A 25,957-nucleotide genomic window follows, 5' to 3' on the forward strand; every position below is an offset into this window, starting at 1 on the left:
GCCTTTGCCGCCGATCCCGCCTCAGCCCCAACTGAATGAGGGGCCTTCCTCGCGGAAGCGGTCGAACTGTTCGATCGCCTTCAGGGAACGGCCATTGTCGATCGCGGCAAGGTCAAGGATGACGGTGTTGGCGATGGTCATCGGCACGACGAGCGATTGCGACTGGCCGAGCGCGCCGCGCGAGACCGTGATGTGATGATCCGGCGGCGGATTGAACCGGCCGCCGGCGACATCGGTGACAGCGAGCGTCGTTGCGTCGCGGTCGGCCGCCACGGTGCGAATATCGTGCATCAGCGGCGGCGGGCTGCGGAAGGCGAAGAGCCAGAGCACGTCGTCTTCCGTCATGGTCATCAGCGTTTCGCGCATCAGGTTCGGCGTCGCCGTCAGGTCGGTGGCGTTGTAGCCGGAGCGGTTGAGGCGAAGGTTCACCAGATGGGCGAGCGCGCCGAAGTGGCCAAGGCCGACCACAAAGATCCGCCGGCAATCGCGCATGGCCTCCGAAAACCGCCGGATCTGGCCGTCATTGACCGCCTTTCGTGCGCTCTCCAGCGCGGCAATCTCGCTGTCGATGACGGAAGAGACGAGCGCGCCCTCATCGGCGCGCAGCAGGCGGGCGGCGACGCGGGCGGCGCCGTTGTCGAAATCCTCGCCTTCGTCGACGAGGCTGTTCTGCAAAAATGTGCGGAATTCGGGATAACCCTCGAAGCCGAGCCTGCGCGCAAGCCGGACGGCGGATGAGGGGTGAAGCCCGGCGCGGTTTGAAATCTCGCGTCCGTTCTCCAGCGCTGCCCGCATCGGGTTCTGCATCAGCACGTCGAGGAGGCGGGTATCGGCCTCCGTCAGCCGCTCGGCATTGAGCGCCACGAGTTCGCTCAGATGCTGTGGAATATCGTCTGCTCTGTCCATGTCCTGCCCGGTGTCAGCCTTCCTGAACGGCGAATTCACGACGCGCGCCGGTCTTGCTGTCGAAGAAATGCGCGGCCTTCATGTCGCAGGCGATCCAGCAATCATCGAGATCGGCGGGAAGCGCGCTGCGGTGGGCGGTCAGCGTAACCCGGCCGGCCGGCGTCTCGCAATGGAGCACGACATCCGAGCCCGTCATTTCGCTCAGAGTGACGCTGGCGGGAAGCGCGGTGCCTGCTGGTTTCGCGCCAACCAGCGTCAGCGCATCCGAACGGAGGCCGATGGTCAGATCCGAAGGAACGCCGGCGCTCTTCAGCTCGGCGGCTTCGAGGAAGTTCATTTCCGGTGCGCCGATGAAGGAGGCGACGAAGCGGTTCGCCGGCCGGTCGTAGATCGCCTCGGGCGTGTCGAACTGCTGCAGGTGGCCGTCCTTCATCACCGCGATCCGGTCAGCGAGCGACAGCGCCTCGGTCTGGTCGTGGGTGACGTAGATGATCGTGGCCTTCAGCGTCTTGTGCAGTTCCTTGATCTCGCGGCGCATGACGACGCGCAGCGCGTTGTCGAGGTTCGAGAGCGGCTCGTCCATCAGGAAGGTCGAGGTCTCGCGGGCAATTGCCCGGCCCATGGCGACGCGCTGGCGCTGGCCGCCGGAAAGGGCCGCGGGCTTGCGGTCGAGATAGGGCTCGAGCTGCAGCGTGCGGGCGACTTCCTCAGCCCTGGCATTACGCTCCCTCTTCGGCATGCCGCGCAGTTCCAGCCCGAAGGCGATGTTTTCCCGCACCGTCATGTGCGGGTAGAGCGCGTAGTTCTGGAAGATCATCGCGATGTCGCGATCCTGCGGGGCGATGTCGTTGGAACGCTTGCCGCCGAGGATGATGTCCCCCTCGCGGCAGGTCTCAAGCCCCGCGATCAGCCTCAGCAAGGTCGACTTGCCGCAGCCGGAGGGGCCGACGATGACGATGAATTCGCCGGGGGCGATATCCATCGACACGCCATGCAGCACGGTCGGCCCCCTGTCATAGGATTTGCGGATGTTCTGCAGTGTAATGCGGCTCATGGTCGGTTCTCCTGGCGGGCATTACGGATGGCGAGTGCAAGGGTGGGGCGGTCGGTGGTGAACACCTTGACGCCGAGATCGAAGGCCTTTTCGATCTGCGGACGTGTGTGTGCGGCCCAGCAGCCGAAGCCGAGGCCGGCCTCTTCCACCATCGCCTGCAGCGCGGCGCTGGCGGTATCGATGTTGACGCCGATTTCGGTGATGCCGCGCAGCCGGGCGATTTCGATCACGCCGCGCGCACCGAGCTGGCTGAGGATCGCGGGCGAGACCAGCCACAGGGCCGGCCGCTCGGTGGCGGGCGCAAGTTCGCTCAGCGTGTCGACAAGGAACGAGGAGAAGGTCGCTGTGGCAAGCTTTCCGCCGGCATCGAGCGCGGCAACGGCCTTTGGCACGAAACCGGGATAGGGGCGTCCGTCATGGCCGGGCTTGATCTCGCAGCGGAAGGCAACCGGGCTTTCGGCGAAGATGGCGCAGAGCTCCTCGACGTAAAGCGGATGGCGGTAACCGGCGCCGGCGTGGTCGACGATTGCGGTGCGCACCTCGGCTGCCGTCATCGCCGCAATCACGCCGGAGGTGTCGGTGGTGCGATCGAGGGTTGCGTCGTGGTGGACGATAATGCGGCCGTCGGCGGTCGGGTGCAGGTCGAACTCCACCTCGTCAACGGCCATGGCCGCGGTTGCGGTGAAACCCGCCCAGGTGCTGTCGCCGAATTCGAGGGTTCCGCCGCGGTGGGATGCAATGCGTGTCACTGTGGTCTTTCCAGTCATGATCATGATTATTTCACGGCGCCCATGGTGATGCCGCGGATCAGGTGGCGTTCGACGAGCACGAATCCGAGGATCACCGGCAGGAGCGAGATGGTGGAGGCGGCCATCACCAGCGGCCAGTCGATCAGCCCTTCGCCTGGGTTGAGGCGGTAGAGATGGGCGAGGCCGACCTGCAGGGTGTAGAGGTTCTCGCGGCTGGTGGCGACCAGCGGCCAGATGTAGTTGTTCCACTCGCCGATGAAGATGTATAGCCCCATCGAAAGGATGGCGGGCTTGGCGATCGGCACGATCACGCGCCACAGCACCTTCATGGGCGTCGCGCCATCCATATAGGCGGCCTCATCGAGCGCGCGCGGAATGCCTCGGATATATTGCCGGAGGAAGAAGGCGGCGAAGCCGTTCGAGATCGCCGGCAGGATCAGTCCGGCATAGGTGTCCAGCAGCCCGGCATCGGCAAGCGTCAGGTAGTTCGGGATGAGGCTGATATGGCTCGGGATCATCAGCGTCGCCACCGTTGCGGCAAACAGCAGGTTGTTGCCGGGAAAGGTGAAGCGGGCAAAGGCGAAGGCCGCCATAGTGGCGAAGACCGTTCCGATGACGGTGACCGCGCCGGAAACGATGATGCTGTTGAACAGATAGCGGGCGAAATTGTACTGGCCGACGGCGACCTCGTAGTTGACGAGGGTGAAATGCACCGTGCCGGTATAGTAGGCTGTCGAGGTCTGGAACGACATCCAGATCGAATAGAGCACCGGCGACAGGAACAGCAGGCCGGCGACAAGGGCGAGGCCGGAGAGGATGGGGTTGTCAGGCTTCATAGTGAACCCTCCGTCCAAGGACGCGCGATTTGAACACGGCCAGTCCCACCAGGAGAACGAACAGCAGCACGGCGAGCGCCGATCCCTGGCCGATGTCGAAGAGGGTGAAGCCGATCTGGTAGAGACGGTTGACGAGAAGGTCGGTGGCGCCCGCCGGCCCGCCTCTCGTCATGACGTCGACCAGCGTGAACACCTGGAAAGCCTCGATCACGGAAATGACCAGCAGGAAGTAGGTGGTCGGCATGACAAGAGGAAATGTAACCCGGCGGAACACGTGCGCCTTCTTGCCGCCGTCGACGGCAGCGGCATCGTAGAGCTCCTGCGGGATCGCCTGCAGGCCGGCAATGTAGATGACCACGTCATAGCCGAGCTGTTTCCAGGTGTTGATGAAGATCAGCACGCCGAGCGCCAGGTCCGGGTTCTGCATCCACCGCACCTTGTCGATGCCGACCACGCCGAGAAGGCCGTTCATCATTCCGAAGTCGGTGGCGAACACCCAGGAGAACACCACGGCGATGGAGACCGTCGAGGTCACGGACGGCAGGAACAGGGCGCCGCGCAGGATGCGCCGGGCAAACGTCTCGCGGGTCAGCGCGCTCGCAAACCAGAGCGCCAGGCCGAGCCGGATCGGCACGGAGATGACGGCGAAGACGGTCGTTACCCACAGCGAATTCCAGAACGCATCCGAGCGGAACAGGACCCGGTAGTTGTCGAAGCCGACGAAGGGCTTGTCGGCCGACATGAAGTCCCACTGGCGGAAACTGAGATCGACGCTGGTGACGATCGGGATATAGGTGAACACCGCGATGAACAGCATCAACGGCAGAACGAAGAGATAGGGCGTCAGCTTGCGCAGCATGGGCGGCTTCCTGTGCTGCCGGGTTTGCCGGCAGGCTGTTGGCGGCTTGGCCCGCGCGCCGGAGCGGGCGCGCGGGCCTTTGCGATTGTGCTGATTTCAGCGCTTACTTGGAGAGGCGGTCGGCTTCTTCGCGGGTGCGGGCGGCAAAGTCATCGAGCGCCGGCTGCACATCCTTGGTGCCGAGCGCCATGGCCTGCCAGACATCGTACTCGTTGGCGCGCATCCAGGTGACGACCGGCGGGCGCGGACGGCCGCGGGCAAAGTCGAGCTGGTCGATGGCAACCGTGATGCCCTCTTCGTTGGCGATTGCTTCGGCCGCGCGTGATTGGTCAGCGGTCTTCTTGTTGATCGGCATGTAGCCGGTCGCGGCAAACCAGATCGCGTTCGATTCCGGGTTGGCTGCAAACGAGATGAACTTGTAGGCCGCGTTCTTCACATCCTCATCGGCGGAGGACAGGATGCCGATGCCGGCGCCGCCGATTGGAACCGAGCAGACCTTGTTGCAGGGCATGCGCAGCACGACGACATCATCGCCAAGCGCCTTCTTGACGTCGCCGTAGTCGCCGGTCGAGTTCATCATCATGCCGGCATGGCCGGACAGGAACACCTGCTTGTCGCTGGACTCGTCGGTCACGCCATCGGGCGAGGCGACGCCATCCTTCACCAGCGAGGCCATCCATTCGTAGGCTTCGACCGTGTTCGGGCTGTCGATGAGAATGTCGCCGGACTTGGAATCGATCAGGTCGCTGTCGTTCGACATGATCAGGCCCCAGCGGGCGAACTGGCCCGGAGACGTCATTCCCATGACATCTTCACCGCCCAGAGTATCGGTGATCTTCGAGGCAGCAGTTTTGATTTCGTCATAGGTGACGAGCGGCGGCAGATCGGCGTAACCCGCCTTCTCGAAAACGTCCTTGTTGACGTAGAGAACAGGCGTCGAGGAGTTGAACGGGATGATGTAGTTCTTGTCCTGATAGACGCCGACCTCGCGGGCGAAGTTGAAGAGGTCGCCGGAAAGCGGATCGTTGGCGAGCTGTTCGGAAAGATCGTCGAGAACGCCACGGTCGGCGAACAGGCCGTAGCGGGTAACCTCCATGATCACCGCGTCAGGCGCGCGACGAGCCGGAATGGCTGCCTGGAGCTTGGCGACGATGTCGTTGTAGTTGCCGATGAACTGGGCATCGATATGGATATCGGGGTTCGCGGCTTCGAAATTGTCGATGATCTCGGCAAGCGCTTTGCCATTTTCGCGATCGTCGGCGAAACTGTGCCAGAATTCGACGGTGGTTTCAGCGAAGGCGGCAGGCGCCATCAGGGCGACGGCGCCGGCGAGGAGATATGCGGAAAGGGTCTTCATGGAAATTGTCCTTTGCAATCATAATTGCAGTGCGATGGCACTCTGCAATTATTCTTTCCGGACGACATTCCGATGAATGAAAGATGAAGCTTTGATTACAGTCGCCGGTTCGGCGCTCAGTGCTCCTGCGTGCCGTCGCAATCGTTTTCCCGGAACCATTTCGTCAGATAGTCGACGAAGCTTCTGACCTTGGTCGGCAGGTAGCGGCGGTGCGGGTAGATCGCGTAGATGCCCGAATGCGGCGGCAGGTGTTCTTCAAACAGGCTGATGAGCCGGCCGTCTGCAATCGCCTGGCGGGCGATGAAGTCAGGCAGGATCGCGACGCCAAGGCCGGAGAGCGCGCCGCGCATCGTCGCTATGGGCGAGTTGACCGTGACCGGGCCGCGGATCGGCACGGAATAGATTGTACCGTCCTCGGGGTTCTGGAAACGGACGGAGCCGTGGGATCGCGGATTGGTGTCCACCAGGAAAGGGACGTGTGAGAGGTCGGACGGGCTCTTCAGCGGGGTGTCGAGCGTTTCCAGCCATGCTGGCGACGCGCAGATCAGCGTTGAGAAGTCGGCGAGCTTGCGGGCGATCATCGCCGAATCCTCGAGCCGCGTGATCCTGAGGGCGACATCATAGCCTTCCTCGACCAGATCGACGAAGCGATCCTCGGCCACGATTTCGAGCGAGATTTCCTGGTGGCCGGCGGCGAAGTCGATCAGCGACTGTCCGACCGGGGCGTCGATGAAGGTGCGGGGCACGGAGATGCGCAGCTTGCCGCGGAGGTCGGTGTTATTGGCGCGCACGGAGTCGGCGAGGTTGTCGACCTCGAGCAGGATGTCGGCCGCGCGGCGGTGATAGATCTGTCCGGCCTCGGTGAGCGAGAACTGCCGCGTGGTGCGGTTGAGGAGCAGTGCGCCGAGGTCGTCCTCGAGCTCCCGGACATATTTCGACAGCAACGCCTTGGAGCGGCCGGTCTTGCGCGCGGCGGCGGAAAAACCTTCCGCCTCGACCACATCGATAAAGGCCCGCATCCTCGTCAAAGTGTCCATGAACGCTCCTGTCGGCTTGCCGAGAAAAAATTATTGGGTTTTGTCAAACAGATAGCATGACGACGGTCCCAGAGGGGAGATTTTCGCCCACACCCACTTGATTTCCAAGTGAGATTTTCATATTTCTCCGCTTGCCCAAAGTCGCGCGTGCCTGTGGGTGTCCGCCGAACCCTCGAATGGTGAGGGTCACGGTAAGGTACCTGGAACTAACCCCTCCAGTCGCTTCCCGGCCAACCGGTCAAGCGAGGACATCTTGAAGCAACGACGGTGCGGGCCTTTCTGGTGTCTCCCGGATTTCCATCCCCGGGGTACTAAAGAGGCACATACCATCATTGCCGGAAGTGCGGCGGGTTACCCCACCAATCCATGGCAGACAAAGCCGGATCAACCTTGTTCTCAGGGCTGGTTCATTCTTGAGCGTTCGCCGCTATCGTTCCCCGGGGTCTCCACCGGCCGGGATCGTGCGCGGATCGATGCGCCCTTTGTCATCCGGAAATACCGGATCAGAATGCTTCAGAAGGGGTTAGAACGATGACCACCGAGCGTATTGCCGAATTCTTCCGCACCCGCCGTCCCGATGGCCCTTGCCTCGTTGTCGACCGCGAAGTCGTGCGTGACAATTACACTGCCTTCCGCCGCGCCCTGCCGAACAGCGACATCTTCTATGCCGTCAAGGCCAACCCGGCGCCGCAGATCCTCGAATTGCTTGCCAGCCTCGGCTCCAATTTCGATTGCGCGTCCGTCGCAGAAATCGAAATGGCGCTCGAAGCCGGTGCGACTTCCGACCGCATCTCCTTCGGCAACACCATCAAGAAGGAGCGTGACATCGCGCGCGCTCACGTGCTCGGCGTCAACCTCTTTGCTGTCGACAGCCACGAGGAAGTCGAGAAGATTGCCCGTGCCGCCCCCGGCGCCCGCGTCTTCTGCCGGGTTCTGACCGATGGCGAAGGTGCCGAATGGCCGCTGTCGCGCAAGTTCGGCTGCGTCCCGCCGATGGCCGTCGATGTCCTGGTCTATGCACACCAGCTCGGTCTGGAGAGCTACGGCGTCTCCTTCCATGTCGGTTCGCAGATGACCAAGGTCGATGCCTGGGATGCTGCCCTTGGCGATGCCAAGCGCGTCTTCGCCCAGCTTGCCAAGCAGGGTATCCATCTGAAGATGGTCAACATGGGTGGTGGTTTTCCGACCAAGTACCTGCGTGACGTGCCGACGGCGGAAGCCTATGGCCAGGCGATCTTCGCGGCGCTGTCCCGCCATTTCGGCAACCAGCTTCCGCGCACGATCATCGAGCCGGGCCGCGGCATGGTCGGCAACGCCGGTGTCATCAAGTCGGAAGTCATCCTGATCTCGAAGAAGTCGGATGAGGACAAGCACCGATGGGTCTTCCTCGATATCGGCAAGTTCGGCGGTCTCGCCGAAACCATGGACGAGGCCATCCGCTACCCGATCCGCACAGAGCGTGACGAAGACGAGATGGAGCCCTGCGTTCTGGCCGGCCCGACCTGCGACAGCGCCGACGTGATGTACGAGAAGAACATGTATCCGCTGCCGATCACGCTGACGATCGGCGACGAAGTTCTGATCGAGGGAACTGGTGCCTACACCACGACCTATGCATCGGTCGCCTTCAACGGCTTCGAGCCCCTGAAGTCCTACGTTATCTGAGGACTTTCTCCTTTCTGCAAACCGATGCGGCGAACAAAACGCCGCATCGGGGTAAACCGACCGGGTGCGCGACGCCCGGCCATTTTGCTGCACCGTAATTTTGGGGATTGTCCGAGATGACCCCGGTACTTCAGGAAATCGTTTCCCTGTTTCACACGCCTGCCTTCGTCATCGAAGAGGAGGGTCTGTCCGACGTCATCGCCCGCGAAGCGCTGCTCGATCGCGCCATGGGGCCGAAGCGCAAGAAGAAGTCGTCGGAAAAGATCCGCCGCAACCGGCTGCCGGCCGATGGCCTGGCGCTGGTCGCGCGTGACGAGACCGGCCGCGTTATCGGCACGGTGCGCCTGTGGCATGTCGATGCCGGCGTCAACGCCGAAGGTCACGGCGTGCCCGCGCTGCTGCTCGGCCCGCTCGCCGTCGATCCGGACACCAACGGCAAGGGCGTCGGTTCGGCGCTGATGCGCGCTGCGATCTCGGCTGCCGCAAAGCGCGGCCATGGCGCGATCCTGCTGGTCGGCGATCCGGAATATTACGAGCGGTTCGGCTTTTCTGCCGCCAAGGCGCAGCATCTCGTCATGCCTGGCCCGTTCGAGCGTCGCCGTTTCCTCGGCCTCGAGTTGAAGAAAGGCTGGCTTGGTGGCGCTGCCGGTATGCTGGTTGCCACCGGGACGCGGCTCACCGCACCCCGCCTGCGCAACGCTGCCTGAGCCGGCGGCTTTCCCCATCCGTGAAGGCAAGCACTGGGAGCTGACCTTCACGAAAAAAAAGACCCCCGCCGGCATCGCCGCGGGGGTCTTTTTGATCGTTGATCGCTTGCGTCTCAGCTCGCGCGGCGACGTTCGCTTACCGGCTGGTAAGCAAGCTTGGCGTGATAGCTGCAATAGGGCGAGTTTTCCGGGCTTTCGCAGCCGCAGAAAAAGAAATCGTCGGCGGTCGGGTCGCCGACCGGCCACTTGCAGGTGCGTTCCGTCAATTCGGTCAGCGCGATCTTCCGCATGATCGGAACGACGACGCCGGCCTTGGCCTGGGGTGCCGGAGCGGCCTCGGCCTCGATCACCGTTTCCTGCTTCAGCGCCGTCGCGCCGGCCGTGCGCGGTGCGCTCGGCGTTGCCTGCGGCGGGGGTGCGCTCGGCTGGGTGCGGCCGGCGGCGCGCGAAGCGAAGTTCGGGGCGCGTGGCGGCGTCGTGTTGCGATTGGTGGGGCGGGTGGCCGAAGCGGTGGCGGGCGTCCCGCTCTTCGCGCGGCCGGGAAGCGCGAGGCGGTGCACCTTGCCGATCACCGCATTGCGGCTGACGCCGCCGAGCTGTGTCGCGATCTGGCTCGCGCTCAGGCCCTCGGACCAGAGTTGTTTGAGTTTTTCGACGCGCTCGTCTGTCCAGCTCATCCATTGTCTCCGCAGGTTGCTGGGCGGAATCCGATACCAAGCCCCGGAACATGTCCGGAGCGGCAATATGCCACCAGTTAGGGTGATCGGGACCCGCCGCTTGCAGTCTTGTGTTGGTGCTAAGGTAGGCCCATGGCGGTATCGTGGCAAGGTTGGCGCGAATCGGCGGAATCCATTTTCGCGGTTTTCCCCAACTTGATGCATTTGTCATTTTTCTGCGGTGTCGAGCCGGCATTGCCGGTCTCACGCTGCATTTATTGACATTGGAAGCGGACATGACAATATAAGAGCCGCCGCCGCCATCATGGCGGCATTTTTAATTTCTGAAGCGGCGAAACCACCACGAAAGCCGCCATCCAAAACCCGTCGGAGTTCAACCGTCATGTCCGGAGCATCGTCTCTCTACAACACTTTTGCCAGAATACCGCTCACCTTCGAGCGCGGCGAGGGCGTGTGGCTTGTCACCGACAAGGGCGAACGATACCTGGACTTTGCAGCGGGCGTCGCCGTCAATTCGCTTGGCCACGCGCATCCGCATCTGGTCGAGGCGCTGAAGGCCCAGGCTGAAAAGCTCTGGCACGTCTCGAACCTCTACCAGGTCGCAGGACAGGAGAGGCTGGCCGACCGGCTGACCGCCGTGACCTTCGCGGACAAGGCATTCTTCAACAATTCCGGTGCCGAGGCGCTGGAGACGGCGATCAAGACCGCGCGGCGCTACCAGTACAGCAAGGGGCATCCGGAGCGGATCGACATCATCACCTTCGAAGGGGCCTTCCATGGCCGGACGCTGGCGACCATCGCGGCCGGCGGCCAAGCGAAATATATGGAGGGCTTCGGTCCGAAGGCTCCGGGCTTCGTCCAGATCCCGGCGGGTGATGTCGCGCTGCTGAAGGAAACCATTTCGGAAACAACCGCGGCCCTGCTGATCGAGCCGATACAGGGCGAGGGCGGTGTGCGCACGGTTGAAAAGGCGTTTCTGCAGGAGATGCGCAAGCTTTGCGACGAGCATGGCCTGCTGCTGATTTTCGATGAAGTGCAGACCGGCGTCGGCCGGACCGGCACGCTGTTTGCCCACGAGCAGACCGGCGTGACGCCGGATATCATGGCGATCGCCAAGGGGATCGGCGGCGGTTTTCCGGTCGCAGCCTGTCTCGCCACCGAAGAGGCGGCCTCCGGCATGGTTCCGGGCGTTCACGGCACGACCTTCGGCGGCAATCCGCTCGCCATGGCGGTCGGCAATGCCGTGCTCGACATCGTTCTGGAGGACGGCTTCCTTGACCATGTGAAGTCGATGAGCCTGATCTTCCGTCAGGGGCTTGCCGAGCTCAAGGACCGCTTCCCCGGTGTTATCGAGGATATCCGCGGCGAAGGCCTGATGCTTGGTATCAAGGCGAAGGTGCCTGCAGCGCAGCTTGCCATTGCCATGCGCGAGGAGAAGCTTCTCTCGGTTCCCGCCGGCGACAATGTCATCCGGCTGCTGCCGCCACTGACGGTTTCGGCCGAAGAGGTGCGCGAGGGCCTTGCGCGACTTGGCCGCGCCGCTGAAAAGATCAGCGCCTCCGCCGCATAGACCGCATGACGTTTCTGAAAGAGTAGTTCCATGTCCACCAGTCCGAGGCATTTTCTCGATCTCTCCGCCGTTTCCAAGACCGCGCTGCGCGGCATTCTGGATGACGCGGCGGTGCGAAAGTCGGCCCAGAAGGCCGGAACGGCAGACAAGCCGCTTGCCGGCAAGGTGCTGGCTATGATCTTCGAGAAGCCGTCGACGCGCACGCGGGTCTCCTTCGATGTCGGCATGCGCCAGCTTGGCGGCGAGACGCTGGTGCTCTCCGGCAAGGACATGCAGCTCGGCCGCGCCGAAACCATCGGCGACACGGCGCGGGTGCTCTCGCGTTACGTCGATGCGATCATGATCCGCACCACCGATCACGACCGGCTGCTGGAGCTTGCCGAATACGCCACCGTGCCGGTGATCAACGGCCTGACGGATGCGACCCATCCCTGCCAGATCATGGCCGATCTGCAGACCTTCGAGGAGCATAATGGCCCGGTCGCAGGCAAGACGATCGCCTGGACCGGCGACGGCAACAACGTGCTGCATTCCTTCATCGAGGGTGCTGCGCGGTTCTCCTACCAGATGAACATCGCCGTGCCGGAAGGTTCCGAGCCAGATGCCCGCTTCGTCGACTGGGCGCGCAAGGAAGGGGCCGAAGTGCGTTTCTTCGACAGCGCAGATGAGGCCGTCGAGGGCGTTGACTGCGTGGTCACCGATACATGGGTGTCGATGAACCAGGAACACAAGGCGCGCGGCCACAACGTGTTCCAGCCCTACCAGGTCAACGCCGATCTCATGAAGCGGGCAAAGGACGATGCGGTGTTCATGCATTGCCTGCCCGCACACCGCGGCGAAGAAGTGACCGACGAGGTTATTGACGGACCGCAATCAGTTGTTTTCGATGAGGCCGAAAACCGGCTTCACGCACAGAAATCCGTTCTGGCCTGGTGCCTCGGCGCTTTCGACTGAGGCTTGCCTTGCCAGGCAAGGAGTAAAAACAATGCAGGATATTGAAAGCCAGCTCGGCGAACTCGGTTTCGCCGGAGACGACATGGTTGTGCCTTTCCAGGTGGACGCGCTCGATGTGCGCGGCCGCACGGTCCAGCTCGGACCGCTGCTCGATACCATTCTGTCGCGTCATGATTATCCCGAACCTGTCGCCCGGCTCTTGGCCGAGGTCGTGGTGCTGACGGCGCTGATCGGTACGTCGCTGAAATTCGAGGGCAAGTTCACCGTCCAGACCAAGAGCGACGGCGCGGTCGACCTTCTTGTCGCCGATTTCGCCACGCCCGACGCATTGCGCGGCTATGCCCGCTTCGACGCAGAGGCGCTTGAGGCCGCTGTCGTGGAAGGTCGCACCGAGCCGGAGCAACTTCTCGGCGCCGGCATTCTCGCCTTCACCATCGACCAGGGAAGCTACATGCAGCCCTACCAGGGCATCGTGCAGCTCGACGGCAGTTCGCTCGAGGACATCGCCACGACCTATTTCCGCCAGTCGGAGCAGATCCCGACAGCGGTGCGCCTTGGCGTCGCCAAGCTGTTCGACCGCGATGACAACGGCGAGCGGCGCGAGAGCTGGCGGGCGGGCGGTCTGGTCGCGCAGTTCCTCCCGCAGGAGCCGGAGCGCATGCGCCAGCCGGACCTTCCGGGCGGCGACGGCGATGACGGCGAACTTTCGCACGATGTCGATGACGCCTGGAACGAGGCGCGGGCGCTGGTCGAGACCATCGATCTCGACGAGATGACCGATCCCGAAGTGGGCGCCGAGCGTCTGCTTTATCGCCTGTTTCACGAGCGTGGCGTCAGGGTCTATCCGGCGCAGGCCGTTTATGATCGCTGCAGCTGCTCTCGCGACCGCATTCTTGGCGTGCTCAAGGGCTTCACCGCCGAGGAGATCGACGAGAGCACGGCCGAGGACGGCAAGATCACGGTCACCTGCGAGTTCTGCTCGACGGCCTACGAGTACACGCCGGACGAAGTGAAGAAGGCCTGATCGGCCGTTCATCAAACGACTTATCGAACCCGTTGGTTCAACAAAACCGTTGAACTGGCGGGTTCGCACGCGTATTCAGGAAGGGTGGCCGGGCGACAAAGCCGGGTCTTGTGACGGAAGCGGATGTAGTTTCGCCTTCGGCACTTTTCATGAATCGTGAAGGGAGATCGCGCCGGTCGCGGTCGCCTGAAACAGGAGCGGCGCCTTTGGCATTTGGCAAGCGAAAATCGGGTTTTGGCTCGGACTGTTGTCCAATCCAGCGCTTCGGTCGACATGCGGCCGGCGAGGACCCGATCAAGCGCGCGCAGATCCTGGAGGGCGCACGGCAGGTGTTCATGAATGTCGGCTTCGATGCCGCGAGCATGAACGACATCACCAAAGCGGCCGGTGTTTCCAAGGGCACGATCTACGTCTATTTCGAAAACAAGGGCGAGCTCTTCCAGACGATCATTCTCGAGGCCAAGCAGCGGATATTTGAGAATCTGCGCGACGCGCTGGCGGCGGAGGGGCCGGCCGAGGATATCCTCAAGCGCTTCGCGATCGGGCTTGGCACCGGCATGACCTGCGACGAGACCATCAAGGCAATGCGGATCGCCATCGGTGTCGCCGAGCGCTTCCCCGAACTGGTCCGCTCGTTCTTTGGCAATCACCCTGAAAACCTGATCGACACAGTGAGCGACTTTATCGTCGCCCGCGCCGAACGTGGCGAGCTCCAGGCAGAAGACCCGCGCATCGCCGCGACCCAGCTTCTGGAACTCTGCACTGGCCATCTGTGGAAGATGCGGCTGTTCGGCCTGATGGCCGACGAGCCGCCGCCCGAGATGGTAGAGGCCATGGCGAACGAGTCCATCACGCTGTTTCTCTGCCGCTATGGCACAAGCGAGAGCGCTTCTCCGTCAGCTTGAACTGGTATCAGTGGCCACCGCCGCCGGCGCCGGCCTTCGGTTTGCGCACCAGCACGACGCAGAGGCTGAGGAAGGCGAACAGCACCGTCAGCAGCACGAAGACGTCGATGAAGGCGAGCAGCCAGGCCTGCTGGCCGACGATCTGGTTGAGCTGCGACATCGCGCCCTTCTCGCCATCAAGGCCGTGGCTCGAATAGAGCGAGCTCAGCGAGTCGACCCATTCCTGGGTAGTGACGCTTGCAGCGTTCAGGCTTGCGGCCAGGCGGTCGAAATGAAAGTCGTCGCGGCGGCTGAGCAGGGTGTTGATGATCGCAAGCCCGACGGCGCCGCCGAGATTTCGCGTCAGGTTGAAGAGGCCCGAGGCGTTCTTCACGTCCTGCGGCGGCAGGGTGCCGAGCGCGATGTTCGATACCGGGATCATCGAGATCATCAGCGCCACGCCACGGCCGGCCTGCGGCCAGAACAGCTCCCAGTAGTCCCAGTCAGCGGTGATATGGGTCATCTGCCAGGTGCAGAGCGAAAACAGCGCCAGCCCTATCCCCATCATCACCCGCGGGTCGAGCTTGTTCTGCAGGATGCCGGCAACCGGTGCGGTCGCCATCATGAAGGCGCCGGTGACGAACATCGTCTCGCCGATCATCAGCGCGTCATAACCGCGGATGCGGGCCATGTAGAGCGGGAACAGGTAGACGAGGCCATAAAGCCCGATGCCGAGCGAAAACGAGAAGATCGAGCCGACGGCGAAGTTGAAGTTGCCGAAGGCGCGAAGATCGACCACCGGAGATGGGGAGGTGAAGGCGCGGTAGAAGAAGATGACGGCGCCGCCGATCATCGCCACGAAGGCATAGCGGATGACATCGGCCTGGAACCAGCCCTCGATGTTGCCTTCCTCGAGGAAATATTCGAGCGAGCCCAGGAAGACCGCCATCGACGCGAGGCCGAGCCAGTCGAAATGTTTCAGCAGCGAGAGGTCCGGTTCGTCGAAATTGATCAGGAACCAGGCGCTGATGGCCACCACAATGCCCGGGATGACGTTGATCAGGAACAGCCAGTGCCAGGAAAACGCATCGACAAGATAGCCGCCGACGGTCGGGCCGATCGTTGGGGCAAGCGTTGCGACGAGGCCGACGACAGGAATGACGGTCGAGCGCTTCGACGGCGGAAACGCCACGAAGGCCACGGCGAACACCGCTGGCACCATGCCGCCCGACATGAAGCCCTGCAGGGCGCGATAGACGATCATCTGGTCGATGCTGGTCGCCGTGGCGCAGAGCGCGCTGCAGGCGGTGAAGGCGGCCGCCGAGACGGCGAAGACCACGCGGGTCGAGAAGATCCGCGCCAGAATGCCCGACAGCGGGATCATGATGACCTCGGCGATGAGGTACGAAGTCTGCACCCAGGCGATTTCATCCGCGCTCGCCGAAATGCCCGCCTGAATGTCGGTCAGTGCCGAGGCGACGATCTGGATGTCGAGGATCGCCATGAACATGCCGAATGCCATGACAACGAACGCAATCCACGTGCGCAGGCTGACATGGTCGGACGGCACGCTTTGCGCGGTGCTTTCGGCGGTATCGGTCATGGCGGGTCTGTCCGGTTGGCATCGGGTCTGCGGGCGGCGGCGAGGTCGCCCGCAGCGGAAATCAGCGGTTGTCTGCGACCACCTGGCCGAGCGTGCCGTCCGGCGCGGTGCGGCTGTCGGCAGCGGCGGTCACCGAAAGCCCGGCCTTCAGATAGTCCTTGGCGAGCACGTCATCGGGGATCGAGATGCGCACGGGAATACGCTGCACCACCTTGGTGAAGTTGCCGGTGGCATTCTGCGGCGGCAGCAGGGCGAAGACGGCGCCCGAGGCAGGCGAGAAGGATTCCACCGTTCCCGTGAAGTCGTCCTCGGCGAAGGCATCGACACTGACGCGCACCTTTTCGCCGACACCGAGCCTGTCGAGGTCGGTCTCCTTGAAGTTGGCAACGACATAGAGATTGGCGGTCGGCACCAGCGCGCCGAGCCGGGTGCCGGAGGCGACGAGATCGCCGACCTGAACATTCTTGTTGCCGAAGATGCCGTCGAACGGGGCCCGGATTTCGGTGAAGGCGAGGTTGCGCTTGGCCATTTCGATGGCAAGCTGCTGCTCTTTCAGCGCTGCCTGCTGCTGGGCGAGCTGGGCCTGGGCGGTGGTGATGTTCGACTTGGCGACCTCGATGGCTGCGTTGGCGGCTTCCACCTGCGCCTTCAGCTGGTCGAGCGCTGCCCTGGCATCGTCATAGGCGGCGACGGTGGCGGCACCTTTTTCCTTCAGCGTCTCGGCGCGCTGCAGGGCGCTCTTGGCGTTGTCGATCTGCGGGTCCAGCGCGGTGCGGTTGGCCTTCGCCTGCGACAGCGATGCCTTGGCGCCGGCGATCTGGGCTTCGGTCGCCTTCAGCGCGACATTCTGGGCATTGAGCTGCGCTTCGGCCTGGGCAAGCGCATTCTGATAGTCGCCATCGTCAATGCTGACCAGCAGGTCGCCCTTGTTGACCTTCTGGTTGTTCTCAACCGCCACGCTTTCGACATAGCCCGAAACCTTGGGCGAGATCGTTGCGATATCGCCTTCGACATAGGCATCGTCGGTCGAGACGATGAAGCGGCCCTCGGTCCACCACTGGTAACCGAACCATCCGGCGGCGCCGACGATGGCAAGACCGATCACAGAGAAAACAATCGGGCGGATGCTGCCACCTGACTTCTTCTCGGGCTCGCGCGGGGCCGGGTGGACGTCTGTCTCGTTGCTCATGCTTAAGGGCCTTTCCTGCGCCGAAACCCTTTGGGAGCGGGGCGGCTTGAATGGGCAAAAAACAATTCGAACTGGTGAGTTCGATTTAAGGCGGTGCTAATGCGCCTTGGCGGGCGCGCTGTCAAGTCAGCTGGCGGAACCGGAACCGGAATGCAGGTAATACGTTGATGACGGAGGTATGGATTTGCAGATATATAAAGCGATGGCCGCACCGGACGGGGATGCCGACCAGGCAAACCATCCTCAACGGCCTTTCTTATATTAGAAGCAGCGACCGGTAAATCAAGCCGCCGACCGTCGGTAACCGGGCGCAGAGGGAGGCCAATTTGACCGACATTCTTGCGCTGGCCGGCGAGCCGGAAGCCTGGGCCGCCCTGGTGACGCTGATCATCATGGAGGTCGTGCTCGGCATCGACAACCTCGTCTTCATCTCGATCCTCACCAACAAGCTGCCGGAAGAACGGCGGCAGGCGGCACGCCGGATCGGCCTTGGCCTCGCACTGGTGTTGCGGCTTGTCCTGCTGGGAACGGTGGCCTGGATCGTGCAGTTGACCGAGCCGCTGTTTTCCGCCTTCGGCCATGGCTTCTCCTGGAAAGACGTGATCCTGATCGCCGGTGGCCTGTTTCTAGTGTGGAAGGCGACCCGCGAGATCCATCACAATGTCGACCCGCAGGAGCATCCCGGCGAAATGGTCGGCGGCGCGGTGAAGACCGGTTTTACCGCCGCGATCCTCCAGATCCTGCTGCTTGATCTGGTCTTTTCCATCGACAGCATCATCACCGCCGTCGGCATGACCGATCATCTGCCGATCATGGTGATTGCCGTTATCGTCGCCGTGACGCTGATGCTGATCGCGTCCGGCCCGCTTGCCCGTTTCATCGAGGCCAACCCGACCATTGTCATGCTGGCGCTTTCCTTCCTGCTGATGATCGGCATGACGCTGATTGCGGACGGCCTCGGCTTCCATGTGCCGAAGGGATATGTCTATGCCGCCATGGCGTTTTCCGGCCTCGTGGAGGCGCTCAACATGCTGGCGCGCCGCAAGCGCCGGCTGGACCGTGCCGCGCGCGGCGACGATGCGGGTGCGCCGGCTGCCGAAACCCGGCATTGAGCCTGCCGTCGCGGCCGTATGGCTTGACGGAAAGGGTTGAATATGGCCTAAGGCTGGCCTGAAAGGGCCGCCTTCCGGCAGGGAGCATAGCGGCCCGGGCAATTCAGCATTTTCCAGAGAAAGACTGCCGGCCCGGCCGGCAGGACGGACAAAAACAATGAGCACAACCGGCCCCCGCCTGCGCATCGCGCCATCTCCGACCGGCGAGCCGCATGTCGGCACCGCCTATACCGCGCTGTTCAACTATCTTTACGCCAAGAAGATGGGCGGCACATTCATTCTCCGCATCGAGGATACCGACGCCACGCGCTCGACCCCCGAATTCGAGAAGAACGTGCTCGACGCGCTGAAATGGTGCGGGCTGGAATGGGCCGAAGGTCCGGATGTCGGCGGCCCCTACGGCCCCTATCGTCAGTCCGACCGCAAGGACCTCTACAAGCCCTATGTCGACCGTCTGGTCGAAGAAGGCCATGCCTTCCATTGCTTCTGCACGCCGGAGCGGCTGGAACGCATGCGCGCCGGCCAGCGCGCCGAGGGCAGGGCGCCGAAGTATGACGGGCTCTGCATGCATCTGAAGGCCGAAGAGGTTACCGAGCGCATCAATTCCGGCGAACCCAATGTCGTGCGCATGAAGATCCCGACCGAAGGTTCCTGCAAGTTCACCGACGGCGTTTACGGCGATGTCGAAATCCCGTGGGATGCTGTCGACATGCAGGTGCTGCTGAAGGCCGACGGCATGCCGACCTACCACATGGCGAACGTCGTCGACGACCACATGATGAAGATCACCCATGTGGCGCGCGGCGAGGAGTGGCTCGCCTCGGTGCCGAAGCACATCCTGCTCTATACATATCTGGGGCTCGAGCCGCCGCAGTTCTTCCATCTGCCGCTGATGCGCAACCCCGACAAGTCGAAGCTTTCCAAACGGAAAAACCCGACCTCGATCTCCTATTACTCGGCCCTCGGCTACCTGCCGGAAGCGCTGATGAACTTCCTCGGCCTGTTCTTTATCCAGATCGCCGAGGGCGAAGAGCTGATGGATATGCCGACGCTCATCGAGAAGTTCGACGCCGACAATCTCAACAAGTCGGGCGCCGTGTTCGACACGCAGAAGCTTGAATGGCTGAACGGCCGCTTCCTGCGCGAGACGCTGTCGGAAGAGGATTTCATCCTGCGTGTCGCCGCCTGGGCGTCCGAGAATGCGCGGCTGAAGGAAGGGCTGAAGCTTTCCCAGAGCCGTATCACCAAGCTCGGCGAACTGCCGGCGCTGATGGGCTTCCTGCTGCAGTCGGACATGGTTCCGGAGGCCGAAGCCTTCGCGAAGATCAAGAAGACCAATCCGGCGGAAATCCTGGAGATCCTGCAGGCCGTCCAGCCGGTGCTGGAAAAGCTGGTCGAGTGGAACGTCACCACCATCGAGGAAGCGCTGCGCCAGCTTTCCGAGGATATGGACAAGAAGCTGCGCATCGTCGTTGCGCCGCTGTTCGTGGCCATGTCCGGCTCGTCGCGCTCGCTGCCGCTGTTTGACTCGATGGCCATTCTCGGCCGTGCCGTTGTCCGCCAGCGGCTGAAGACGGCCGAGACCGTCGTTGCAGGCATGGTCGCAGAAGAGGCAAAGAAGTAAGATGAACAAGAAGACAGAAGAACTCTCCTCCGACGCAACGGAAGTCCGCGCCCAGAAGCTTGAAATCCTGCGCGAGAAGATCGGCGACGTCTATCCGGCGCATTTTCATCGCACGATGACCAATGCCGAACTGGCCGAGCGCTATGCCGATCTGCCCGATGACGTGACGACCGAGGATGTCGTCACCGTCGCCGGCCGCGTCTATTCGATGCGCAATTCCGGCATGTTCGTCGATCTGCGCGATGCCTCCGGCAAGATCCAGATCTTCTCGCACAAGGACACGACGCCCGAGGATGTGCGCGAACTGTGGTCGCTGGTCGATCTCGCCGATATCGTCGGCGTCACCGGCGTCGTGCGCCGCACCAAGCGCGGCGAGCTGACGATCAACGCCCAGCAGCTCACCATCCTCACCAAGGCGCTGAAGCCGATGCCCGAGAAGTATCACGGGCTTGCCGATATCGAGACGCGCTATCGCCAGCGCTACCTCGACATCATGAGCAACGAGGATTCCAAGCTCCGTTTCATCCAGCGCTCGCAGGTGCTCTCCGGCGTCCGCCGTTTCCTCGAGGACGAAGGCTTCATGGAAGTCGAGACGCCGATGCTGCAGTCGATCTATGGCGGTGCCACGGCCGATCCGTTCAAGACGCATCACAATGCGCTCGACATCGACATGTATCTCAGGATCGCGCCCGAACTCTACCTGAAGCGCGTGCTGGTCTCGGGCCTCACCGACAAGGTGTTCGAGGTCAACCGCAACTTCCGCAACGAAGGCGTTTCGACCCGGCACAATCCCGAATTCACGATGATGGAGTGCTACTGGGCCTATGCCGATTACGAGGACATGATGGGTATCGTCGAACGCATGTTCGAGACGCTGGCCATCAAGCTCCATGGCGGCACGAAGCTGATGTTCGGTGAGACCGAGCTCGACTTCCAGGGCCCGTTCAGGCGCGTTCCGATGCCCGACGCCGTCAAGGAAGCGACCGGCATCGACTTTCTGTCGATCGCGACCGACGAAGACGCCCGCGCCGCGGCCAAGGGTGCCGGTTTCGAGATCGAGAACGACTGGACCTGGGGCGAGTGCCTCGCCTTCATCTTCGAGGAAAAGGTCGAGTCCACGCTGATCCAGCCGTCCCACGTTACCCACTTCCCGAAGGACATCTCGCCGTTTGCCAAGGAAGTGCCGGGCGAGCCGCGCCTCGTCGAGCGTTTCGAGACCTATGTCAACGGCTGGGAACTCGGCAATGCGTTTTCCGAGCTCAACGATCCGGTCGAGCAGCGCCGCCGCATGGTGGAGCAGCTCGAACAGGCCCATGCCCGCGGCGAGACCGACAAGCGGCTTGACGATGATTTCCTCAACGCCATGGACCACGGCATGCCGCCCGCCGGCGGCCTCGGCATCGGCATCGACCGCCTGATCATGCTTCTGACCAACGGTCCCTCGATCCGCGACGTCATTCTGTTCCCGGCCCGCCGGCAGAAGGACTGAGGGCGCCCGCAATTTTCAATCTCCCCCCTTGAGGGGGAGAGGCCCCGACAGGGGCAGAGAGGGGGGGGACCCTCTCGACACAGGTTCGGAGTTTGTGGCTTTCGCCCGATACCCCTCTCTGTCGCTTTCGCGACATCTCCCCCTCAAGGGGGGAGATTGATGGCCGTGGGTTGGGGCCTGTCGCCCCGCCTCAAATCCGCTGTAGCACCCCATCCAGCGCCTCCACAAAAAACGCTGACTGCGCTTCGGTAAACGTCAGCGGCGGCCGAACCTTCAGCGTGTTGGCGTCGCGGCCGGCGCTACCGAGGAGGACGCCGGCTTCCTTCATGCGATTGATGACCTTGCGGGTGGTGGGCTGGTCGGCGGCACCCGTTTCGGGGTCGACGATATCGACGCCGAAGAACAGGCCGGCGCCGCGCACCTCGCCGATGCGGGGATGGCGGGGCATCAGGTTCCGCAGCGCATCGGTGAAGGCACCGCCCGTCAGCCTGGCATTCTCGATCAGCCCCTCATTCTCGATCACATCCAGCGCCGCCATGCCGGCGGCTGCTGCGACCGGATTGCCGCCGAAGGTGTTGAAGTAGTTGGTGTCGGCGCAGAAGGCGCCGAGAAGAGCAGGCCGGGTGACGCAGGCGGCCATCGGGAAACCATTGCCGAGCGGCTTGCCCATGGTGACGATATCGGGCTCGATTTCGTGGCGCATGAAGCCCCAGAGACCGCCGCCGGTGCGACCCATGCCGGGCTGCACCTCGTCGGCGATATAGAGCCCGCCTGCCGCATGCACCGCCTCGACCGCCGGCTTCAGGAAGCCTGCCGGATCGGCATGGATGCCGTCGCTGGAAAAGATCGAATCCGCGATGAAGGCGGCGCAGCCATAGCCTTCCCCCTCGAGATCGGCGATCGCGGCCTTGAGTGCCGTGGTAAAGCTTGTCGCAACATCTCCACCGGGTGCCTGCGAGAGCGAAGGGGCCGGGATGGTCCGCACGAACGGCGCCGGCTTGCGGTCGCGGGAGACGTCCGGCGAGATTTCCGTCACCAGCGCGGTGTTGCCGTGATAGGCGGCTTCGGTGACGACGAAGCCCTGCTTTCCGGTGGCGTTTCGAGCGATCCGCATGGCGATATCGTTCGCCTCGCTGCCGGTGCAGGTGAAGACGATGTTGGAGAGGCGCGCGGGGAAGGTCGCGAGCAGGCGTTCGGAATAGTCCTCGACGACGCGGACCAGATAGCGGGTGTTGGTGGTCAGCAGCGCCGATTGCCGGGCGACGGCTTCGGCCACGTGGGGATGGCAATGGCCGACCGATGGCACGTTGTTGTAGGTGTCGAGGTAACGCCGGCCCTTGGCGTCGATCATGTAGGCACCTTCGGCGCGAATGGCTTCGATCGGCTCCTCGTAGAACAGCACGGAGGCCGGGCCGAAGGTGGCGTTGCGCTTCTTCACGCGCTCGGCGAGGGCGACATCGAGTTCGCCGGCCTTGTCGGGATCGAAACGGTTATGGGCGAGAATGCCGGTATGGCTGCTCATTGTCATGTCCTTCAGCGGGAGAGGTAGCGTTCGGCAAGCGCCACCGTGCCATCGGTAAAGCCGGTGCCGAGCGTTTCTGCCGTCGGGGTTTCGGAATGGGAGGCGAGCCAGGCGGTGAGCTGCATGCGCCGCAGCATGACGAACATCGGAAGGGCCGCCTCGTCCTTGGCGCTAAACGGCGCGACGCGGCGATAGCCCTCCACCCAGGCATCCTGCAGCGTCGGGGCGACCGGGTCGGCCTCGAGAAAGCTGATGGCGGCGGCGAAGTCATAGGCAAACCAGCTCATGCCGCAGTCGTCAAAGTCGATCACGGCAAGGCGGTTGCCATCGACGAGAAGATTGGCCGCGCGCATATCGCAATGGACGAGGCCAAAGCGATCCGGCTCCTCACCATAAGCCGCAAGCTTGCTAGCGAGACGGGTGTGAACCTTTTCCAGAATGGCCTTGCCATCGGCCGTCAGGCCCATGGCTGCGCGCCAGTCGCCCCAGTAGGCGCGTTCGCCCAGGATCGTGTCGAAATTCCAGACCTTGCGATCGAAGCCGGCCGGCTTTTGCCACATCTTCGCATGGGCATGAAGCCGGGCATTGATCTCGCCGAGCTTGCCATACCATTTGGCGCCTTCGGCATCGGCATCCGGCTCGCTGCCCTTCAGATAGGTGAAGGCTACGGCGAAGCGTTCGGTGTCGCCATCGGAGAAAGAGGTCAGCAAGGCGCCGTCGACGGTCGGGATCGGTTCGGGCGTCTCGACCACCCCGTCGCGTCTCAGCGCCTCGATCCAGGCAAGCTCGGAGAGGATCTGTTCGCGGGTGTGATAGGCCGGACGATGAACGCGGATGATCATCCGTGTGTCGCCGTTTTCCGCCAGATAGGTTGCGTTTTCGGAGATGGTCAGCAGACGCACGCTGGCCGTTTCCGGCATGGCCCATTGCGGCAGTGCCGCGCGTATGCTGTTTTCCAGCCGGTCGAGAAATTCCTGATTGTAGAGCATGGGCATTCCGGTCTGTTGCTGATTTTGTATTTACAACATAAAAATGTTGGAAATAGCAACAGAAACCACACAGGGCGATGTGGGTATTTCAATAGGCTCTAGGGCACTTTGGGTGCGGAAAAATACCTTTAAGCTTCTGTTTACCCGTATAAATATCAAGTGGACGTTTCGGATTTTGCGGAGTGGGGCTTCGAAGGTAGCCGGGAATAAATGTTGAAGGTGCCATATTTTAGGCAGATGTGGTCAAATAATAAGCATTATTTTCTGTTGACTGAAATATGGACGGTGGATAGGCTGAAAATACAAACTGGCTACAGCGGCCAAAGGCAATCGCGCCTCGTTCGGTGCCCCCATTGAGGGGGCGCGGCGGGGCGTTTTTCGTTTTCGGACAGGGCGTTATTTTGACCGGGACCTATCCCATCACCTTGCTGTTTTCGGCCTCCGGCACCTACGCCGCGCTTGGGCGCGAGGCCGTGGCGGGCGCTTTGGCGGCGGTGGTCGAGGTCAATGCGGACGAGCAGCTGCGGGTGCGGCTGACGCCGACGCTCCTTGACCCGGAAGGTCAGGACCAGCGCTACGCCCAGCTTGCCGATCAGGCGCTGAGGGATGGCGCCCGCCACATCGTCGGCACGATCACCTCGTCTGCGCGCAAGGAGGTCATCCCCGTGGTGGAGCGGCACGCCGCCCTGCTGTGGTATGCCTTTCCCTACGAGGGCTACGAAGCCAGTCATCATGCGCTCTATTTCGGCGCTTCTCCCAACCAGCACCTGCTGCCGCTGTTTTCGCATCTCCTGCCGCACCATGGCAGCCGGCCGTTCATCGTCGGCTCGAACTATATCTGGGGCTGGGAAATTGCCCGGATCGCCCGCGAACTCATCGAGGCGCGCGGCGGTGCGGTGCTCGGCGAACGTTACCTGCCGCTCGGGAATGTAAACTGCGAGCAGATCATCGCGGAAATCCGAGCGAAGAAGCCCGATTTCATCCTATCCAATCTCGTCGGCGAAAGCCTGCATGCCTTCCTGCGCGCCTATCACGCGCTCGGCCTTGAGGACGAAGACTTCCGACCCGAGCGGCGGCCGGTGGTTTCCTGCAACCTGACGGAAACCGATCTCGCCGTGGTTGGCGCCGCGGCGGAAGGGCACCTGACGGCTTCAGCCTATTTCGACGGGCTGGATACGGCGGCAAACCTTGCGTTCCGCGCCCGGATGGCAGAACGGCAGGGCAAGGGCAAGCCGATCTCGTCGTGCTTCGCCTCGGTCTATTCCGCCGTCCATATCCTTGCGCAGGCGATCGCCGAGGCCGGCTCGGACGATCCGCGTATCGTGCGCGAAATCGTCACCGCCCGCCATTTCGACACGCCGCTCGGCAGGATCGCGGTCGATCCGGCAACCCAGCATGCGGATCTTACCCCGCATCTCGCACGCGTCGGCGCCGACGGCAGCTTTCATATCGTTGCAAGCGGCGCCCGGCCTGTGCCGGCCGACCCCTATCTTGCCGGCGATGCAGCGCGCGAAGCTCTGGCCCAGCGCACCCGGCCCGAACCGCTGAGGGTGGTCAAATGATGGAAAGACCCGATCTCGCGCTCTGGGACGCCGTCATCCTGCATCGCCCGCACCCTTCGGTCGATGCGCTGATGCGCCAGCTTGCGGTGCTGAACGTCTCCGCCCGCGCCGTCTGGCCTCAACTCGATGAGGCAGATGCCGCGGCCGATGTGGTGTTCTTCGATGCCGACAGCGGCCATGACGAACAGTTCCCCTGGCCGCCGGGCTTTGCGCCGATGCCGATGATCGCGCTGATCGGATCCGAGGCGCCGGGCCGCATCGAATGGGCGATCCGTCAGGGCTCGAATGCGCATCTCCTGAAGCCCGTCGGTTCAACCGGCGTCTACAGCGCGCTTCTTGTGGCAGCCCATGCCTTTCAGTCGGTACGGGCCAAATCCGACGATATCCGCGTGCTCGAGAACCGGCTCAGCCAGCGTCCCTCAGTCGTCCATGCGGTGATCGTGCTGATGCGACAAGGCGCGCGCGACGAGGCTGCGGCGATGAAGACGCTGCGCTCGATCGCGATGAACTGGCGCATGACCATCGAGGAAGCCGCCGAAACCATTTGCAACAACGAGCGCCAGCGCGGCGCGTGAGAAGCACAAGGAG

Annotated in this window: 24 protein-coding genes; 11 read left to right on the plus strand and 13 right to left on the minus strand. The window is 62.9% G+C overall.

Annotated features, from left to right (window positions below; translation table 11 throughout):
• Positions 1 to 21: 21 nt before the first annotated feature.
• The 7 genes from TM49_RS08350 to TM49_RS08380 form a co-directional block, all read right to left on the minus strand.
• Positions 22 to 906, minus strand: a complete 885-nt coding sequence (locus TM49_RS08350; RefSeq protein WP_045680486.1) for a MurR/RpiR family transcriptional regulator — start codon at positions 904 to 906, stop codon at positions 22 to 24.
• A 13-nt stretch (positions 907 to 919) separates the two neighbouring features.
• Positions 920 to 1,960 carry an ABC transporter ATP-binding protein gene (locus TM49_RS08355; RefSeq protein WP_045680488.1) on the minus strand — a complete coding sequence of 347 codons (1,041 nt, stop codon included), beginning with the start codon at positions 1,958 to 1,960 and terminating at the stop codon, positions 920 to 922.
• Entirely contained in the window at positions 1,957 to 2,709 is a 753-nt protein-coding gene (locus tag TM49_RS08360; protein ID WP_144409672.1) for a glycerophosphodiester phosphodiesterase family protein, read from the minus strand. The genes TM49_RS08355 and TM49_RS08360 overlap by 4 nt, the downstream gene beginning before the upstream one ends.
• 26 nt (positions 2,710 to 2,735) lie before the next feature.
• Complete coding sequence (locus TM49_RS08365) at positions 2,736 to 3,545, minus strand: carbohydrate ABC transporter permease (protein WP_052699770.1); 810 nt, start codon at positions 3,543 to 3,545, stop codon at positions 2,736 to 2,738.
• Entirely contained in the window at positions 3,535 to 4,404 is an 870-nt protein-coding gene (locus TM49_RS08370) for a carbohydrate ABC transporter permease (RefSeq protein WP_045680493.1), read from the minus strand. Before TM49_RS08370 ends, TM49_RS08365 begins: the two co-directional genes overlap by 11 nt.
• A gap of 103 nt (positions 4,405 to 4,507) precedes the next feature.
• The gene (locus TM49_RS08375; protein ID WP_045680495.1) at positions 4,508 to 5,761 is read right to left on the minus strand and encodes an ABC transporter substrate-binding protein; all 1,254 of its coding nucleotides are present in this window, start codon (positions 5,759 to 5,761) and stop codon (positions 4,508 to 4,510) included.
• Positions 5,762 to 5,877: 116 nt separating this feature from the next.
• On the minus strand, positions 5,878 to 6,798 hold the full coding sequence (locus tag TM49_RS08380; RefSeq protein WP_045680496.1) for a LysR family transcriptional regulator: 921 nt from the start codon (positions 6,796 to 6,798) through the stop codon (positions 5,878 to 5,880).
• A gap of 531 nt (positions 6,799 to 7,329) precedes the next feature.
• Between TM49_RS08380 and odc2 the strand changes: the two genes are divergently transcribed.
• Both odc2 and TM49_RS08390 read left to right on the plus strand, forming a co-directional pair.
• A complete protein-coding gene (gene odc2 / locus TM49_RS08385; protein WP_045680497.1) occupies positions 7,330 to 8,463 on the plus strand; it encodes an ornithine/lysine decarboxylase in 1,134 nt (377 codons plus the stop codon).
• A gap of 116 nt (positions 8,464 to 8,579) precedes the next feature.
• Entirely contained in the window at positions 8,580 to 9,170 is a 591-nt protein-coding gene (locus TM49_RS08390; protein WP_045680500.1) for a GNAT family N-acetyltransferase, read from the plus strand.
• Positions 9,171 to 9,283: 113 nt separating this feature from the next.
• On the opposite strand, the gene TM49_RS08395 is transcribed toward TM49_RS08390, so the two are convergent.
• A complete protein-coding gene (locus TM49_RS08395; RefSeq protein WP_045680502.1) occupies positions 9,284 to 9,847 on the minus strand; it encodes a GcrA family cell cycle regulator in 564 nt (187 codons plus the stop codon).
• Between the two features lie 243 nt (positions 9,848 to 10,090).
• Positions 10,091 to 10,231 carry a hypothetical protein gene (locus tag TM49_RS23630; protein ID WP_158498619.1) on the minus strand — a complete coding sequence of 47 codons (141 nt, stop codon included), beginning with the start codon at positions 10,229 to 10,231 and terminating at the stop codon, positions 10,091 to 10,093.
• Between TM49_RS23630 and TM49_RS08400 the strand changes: the two genes are divergently transcribed.
• The 4 genes from TM49_RS08400 (at position 10,230) to TM49_RS08415 (ending at position 14,300) form a co-directional block, all read left to right on the plus strand.
• Positions 10,230 to 11,417 carry an aspartate aminotransferase family protein gene (locus tag TM49_RS08400; protein WP_045680504.1) on the plus strand — a complete coding sequence of 396 codons (1,188 nt, stop codon included), beginning with the start codon at positions 10,230 to 10,232 and terminating at the stop codon, positions 11,415 to 11,417. The genes TM49_RS23630 and TM49_RS08400 overlap by 2 nt on opposite strands.
• A 30-nt stretch (positions 11,418 to 11,447) precedes the next feature.
• On the plus strand, positions 11,448 to 12,371 hold the full coding sequence (argF, locus tag TM49_RS08405) for an ornithine carbamoyltransferase (RefSeq protein WP_045680506.1): 924 nt from the start codon (positions 11,448 to 11,450) through the stop codon (positions 12,369 to 12,371).
• Positions 12,372 to 12,402: 31 nt separating this feature from the next.
• Entirely contained in the window at positions 12,403 to 13,395 is a 993-nt protein-coding gene (locus tag TM49_RS08410) for an Hsp33 family molecular chaperone (RefSeq protein WP_045680509.1), read from the plus strand.
• Between the two features lie 206 nt (positions 13,396 to 13,601).
• Positions 13,602 to 14,300 carry a TetR/AcrR family transcriptional regulator gene (locus tag TM49_RS08415; protein ID WP_052699771.1) on the plus strand — a complete coding sequence of 233 codons (699 nt, stop codon included), beginning with the start codon at positions 13,602 to 13,604 and terminating at the stop codon, positions 14,298 to 14,300.
• A gap of 7 nt (positions 14,301 to 14,307) precedes the next feature.
• Here TM49_RS08415 and TM49_RS08420 read toward each other — a convergent pair whose 3' ends face one another.
• Both TM49_RS08420 and TM49_RS08425 read right to left on the minus strand, forming a co-directional pair.
• Positions 14,308 to 15,882: a DHA2 family efflux MFS transporter permease subunit gene (locus TM49_RS08420; protein WP_045680511.1), complete on the minus strand. Its 1,575-nt coding sequence runs from the start codon at positions 15,880 to 15,882 to the stop codon at positions 14,308 to 14,310.
• Positions 15,883 to 15,943: 61 nt separating this feature from the next.
• Entirely contained in the window at positions 15,944 to 17,071 is a 1,128-nt protein-coding gene (locus TM49_RS08425; RefSeq protein WP_045680513.1) for an HlyD family secretion protein, read from the minus strand.
• A 326-nt stretch (positions 17,072 to 17,397) separates the two neighbouring features.
• On the opposite strand from TM49_RS08425, the gene TM49_RS08430 reads away from it, so the two are divergent.
• From TM49_RS08430 to lysS, 3 genes are all read left to right on the plus strand, one after another.
• The gene (locus TM49_RS08430; RefSeq protein WP_045680515.1) at positions 17,398 to 18,183 is read left to right on the plus strand and encodes a TerC family protein; all 786 of its coding nucleotides are present in this window, start codon (positions 17,398 to 17,400) and stop codon (positions 18,181 to 18,183) included.
• Between the two features lie 157 nt (positions 18,184 to 18,340).
• On the plus strand, positions 18,341 to 19,807 hold the full coding sequence (gene gltX, locus TM49_RS08435; RefSeq protein WP_045680516.1) for a glutamate--tRNA ligase: 1,467 nt from the start codon (positions 18,341 to 18,343) through the stop codon (positions 19,805 to 19,807).
• A gap of 1 nt (position 19,808) precedes the next feature.
• Positions 19,809 to 21,296, plus strand: coding sequence for a lysine--tRNA ligase (gene lysS, locus TM49_RS08440; protein ID WP_045680517.1), 1,488 nt, complete (start codon positions 19,809 to 19,811; stop codon positions 21,294 to 21,296).
• A 190-nt stretch (positions 21,297 to 21,486) separates the two neighbouring features.
• On the opposite strand, the gene TM49_RS08445 is transcribed toward lysS, so the two are convergent.
• The gene (locus TM49_RS08445; protein ID WP_045680518.1) at positions 21,487 to 22,818 is read right to left on the minus strand and encodes an aspartate aminotransferase family protein; all 1,332 of its coding nucleotides are present in this window, start codon (positions 22,816 to 22,818) and stop codon (positions 21,487 to 21,489) included.
• An 11-nt stretch (positions 22,819 to 22,829) separates the two neighbouring features.
• Entirely contained in the window at positions 22,830 to 23,807 is a 978-nt protein-coding gene (locus tag TM49_RS08450; protein ID WP_045685005.1) for a phosphotransferase enzyme family protein, read from the minus strand.
• 401 nt (positions 23,808 to 24,208) lie between these two features.
• Between TM49_RS08450 and TM49_RS08455 the strand changes: the two genes are divergently transcribed.
• Positions 24,209 to 25,369: a transporter substrate-binding protein gene (locus TM49_RS08455; RefSeq protein WP_045680520.1), complete on the plus strand. Its 1,161-nt coding sequence runs from the start codon at positions 24,209 to 24,211 to the stop codon at positions 25,367 to 25,369.
• Positions 25,366 to 25,944 carry an ANTAR domain-containing response regulator gene (locus TM49_RS08460; protein ID WP_144409511.1) on the plus strand — a complete coding sequence of 193 codons (579 nt, stop codon included), beginning with the start codon at positions 25,366 to 25,368 and terminating at the stop codon, positions 25,942 to 25,944. Before TM49_RS08455 ends, TM49_RS08460 begins: the two co-directional genes overlap by 4 nt.
• The last annotated feature ends 13 nt before the right edge of the window (positions 25,945 to 25,957 follow it).

This window comes from Martelella endophytica (assembly GCF_000960975.1).
GTDB classification, from domain to species: domain Bacteria; phylum Pseudomonadota; class Alphaproteobacteria; order Rhizobiales; family Rhizobiaceae; genus Martelella; species Martelella endophytica.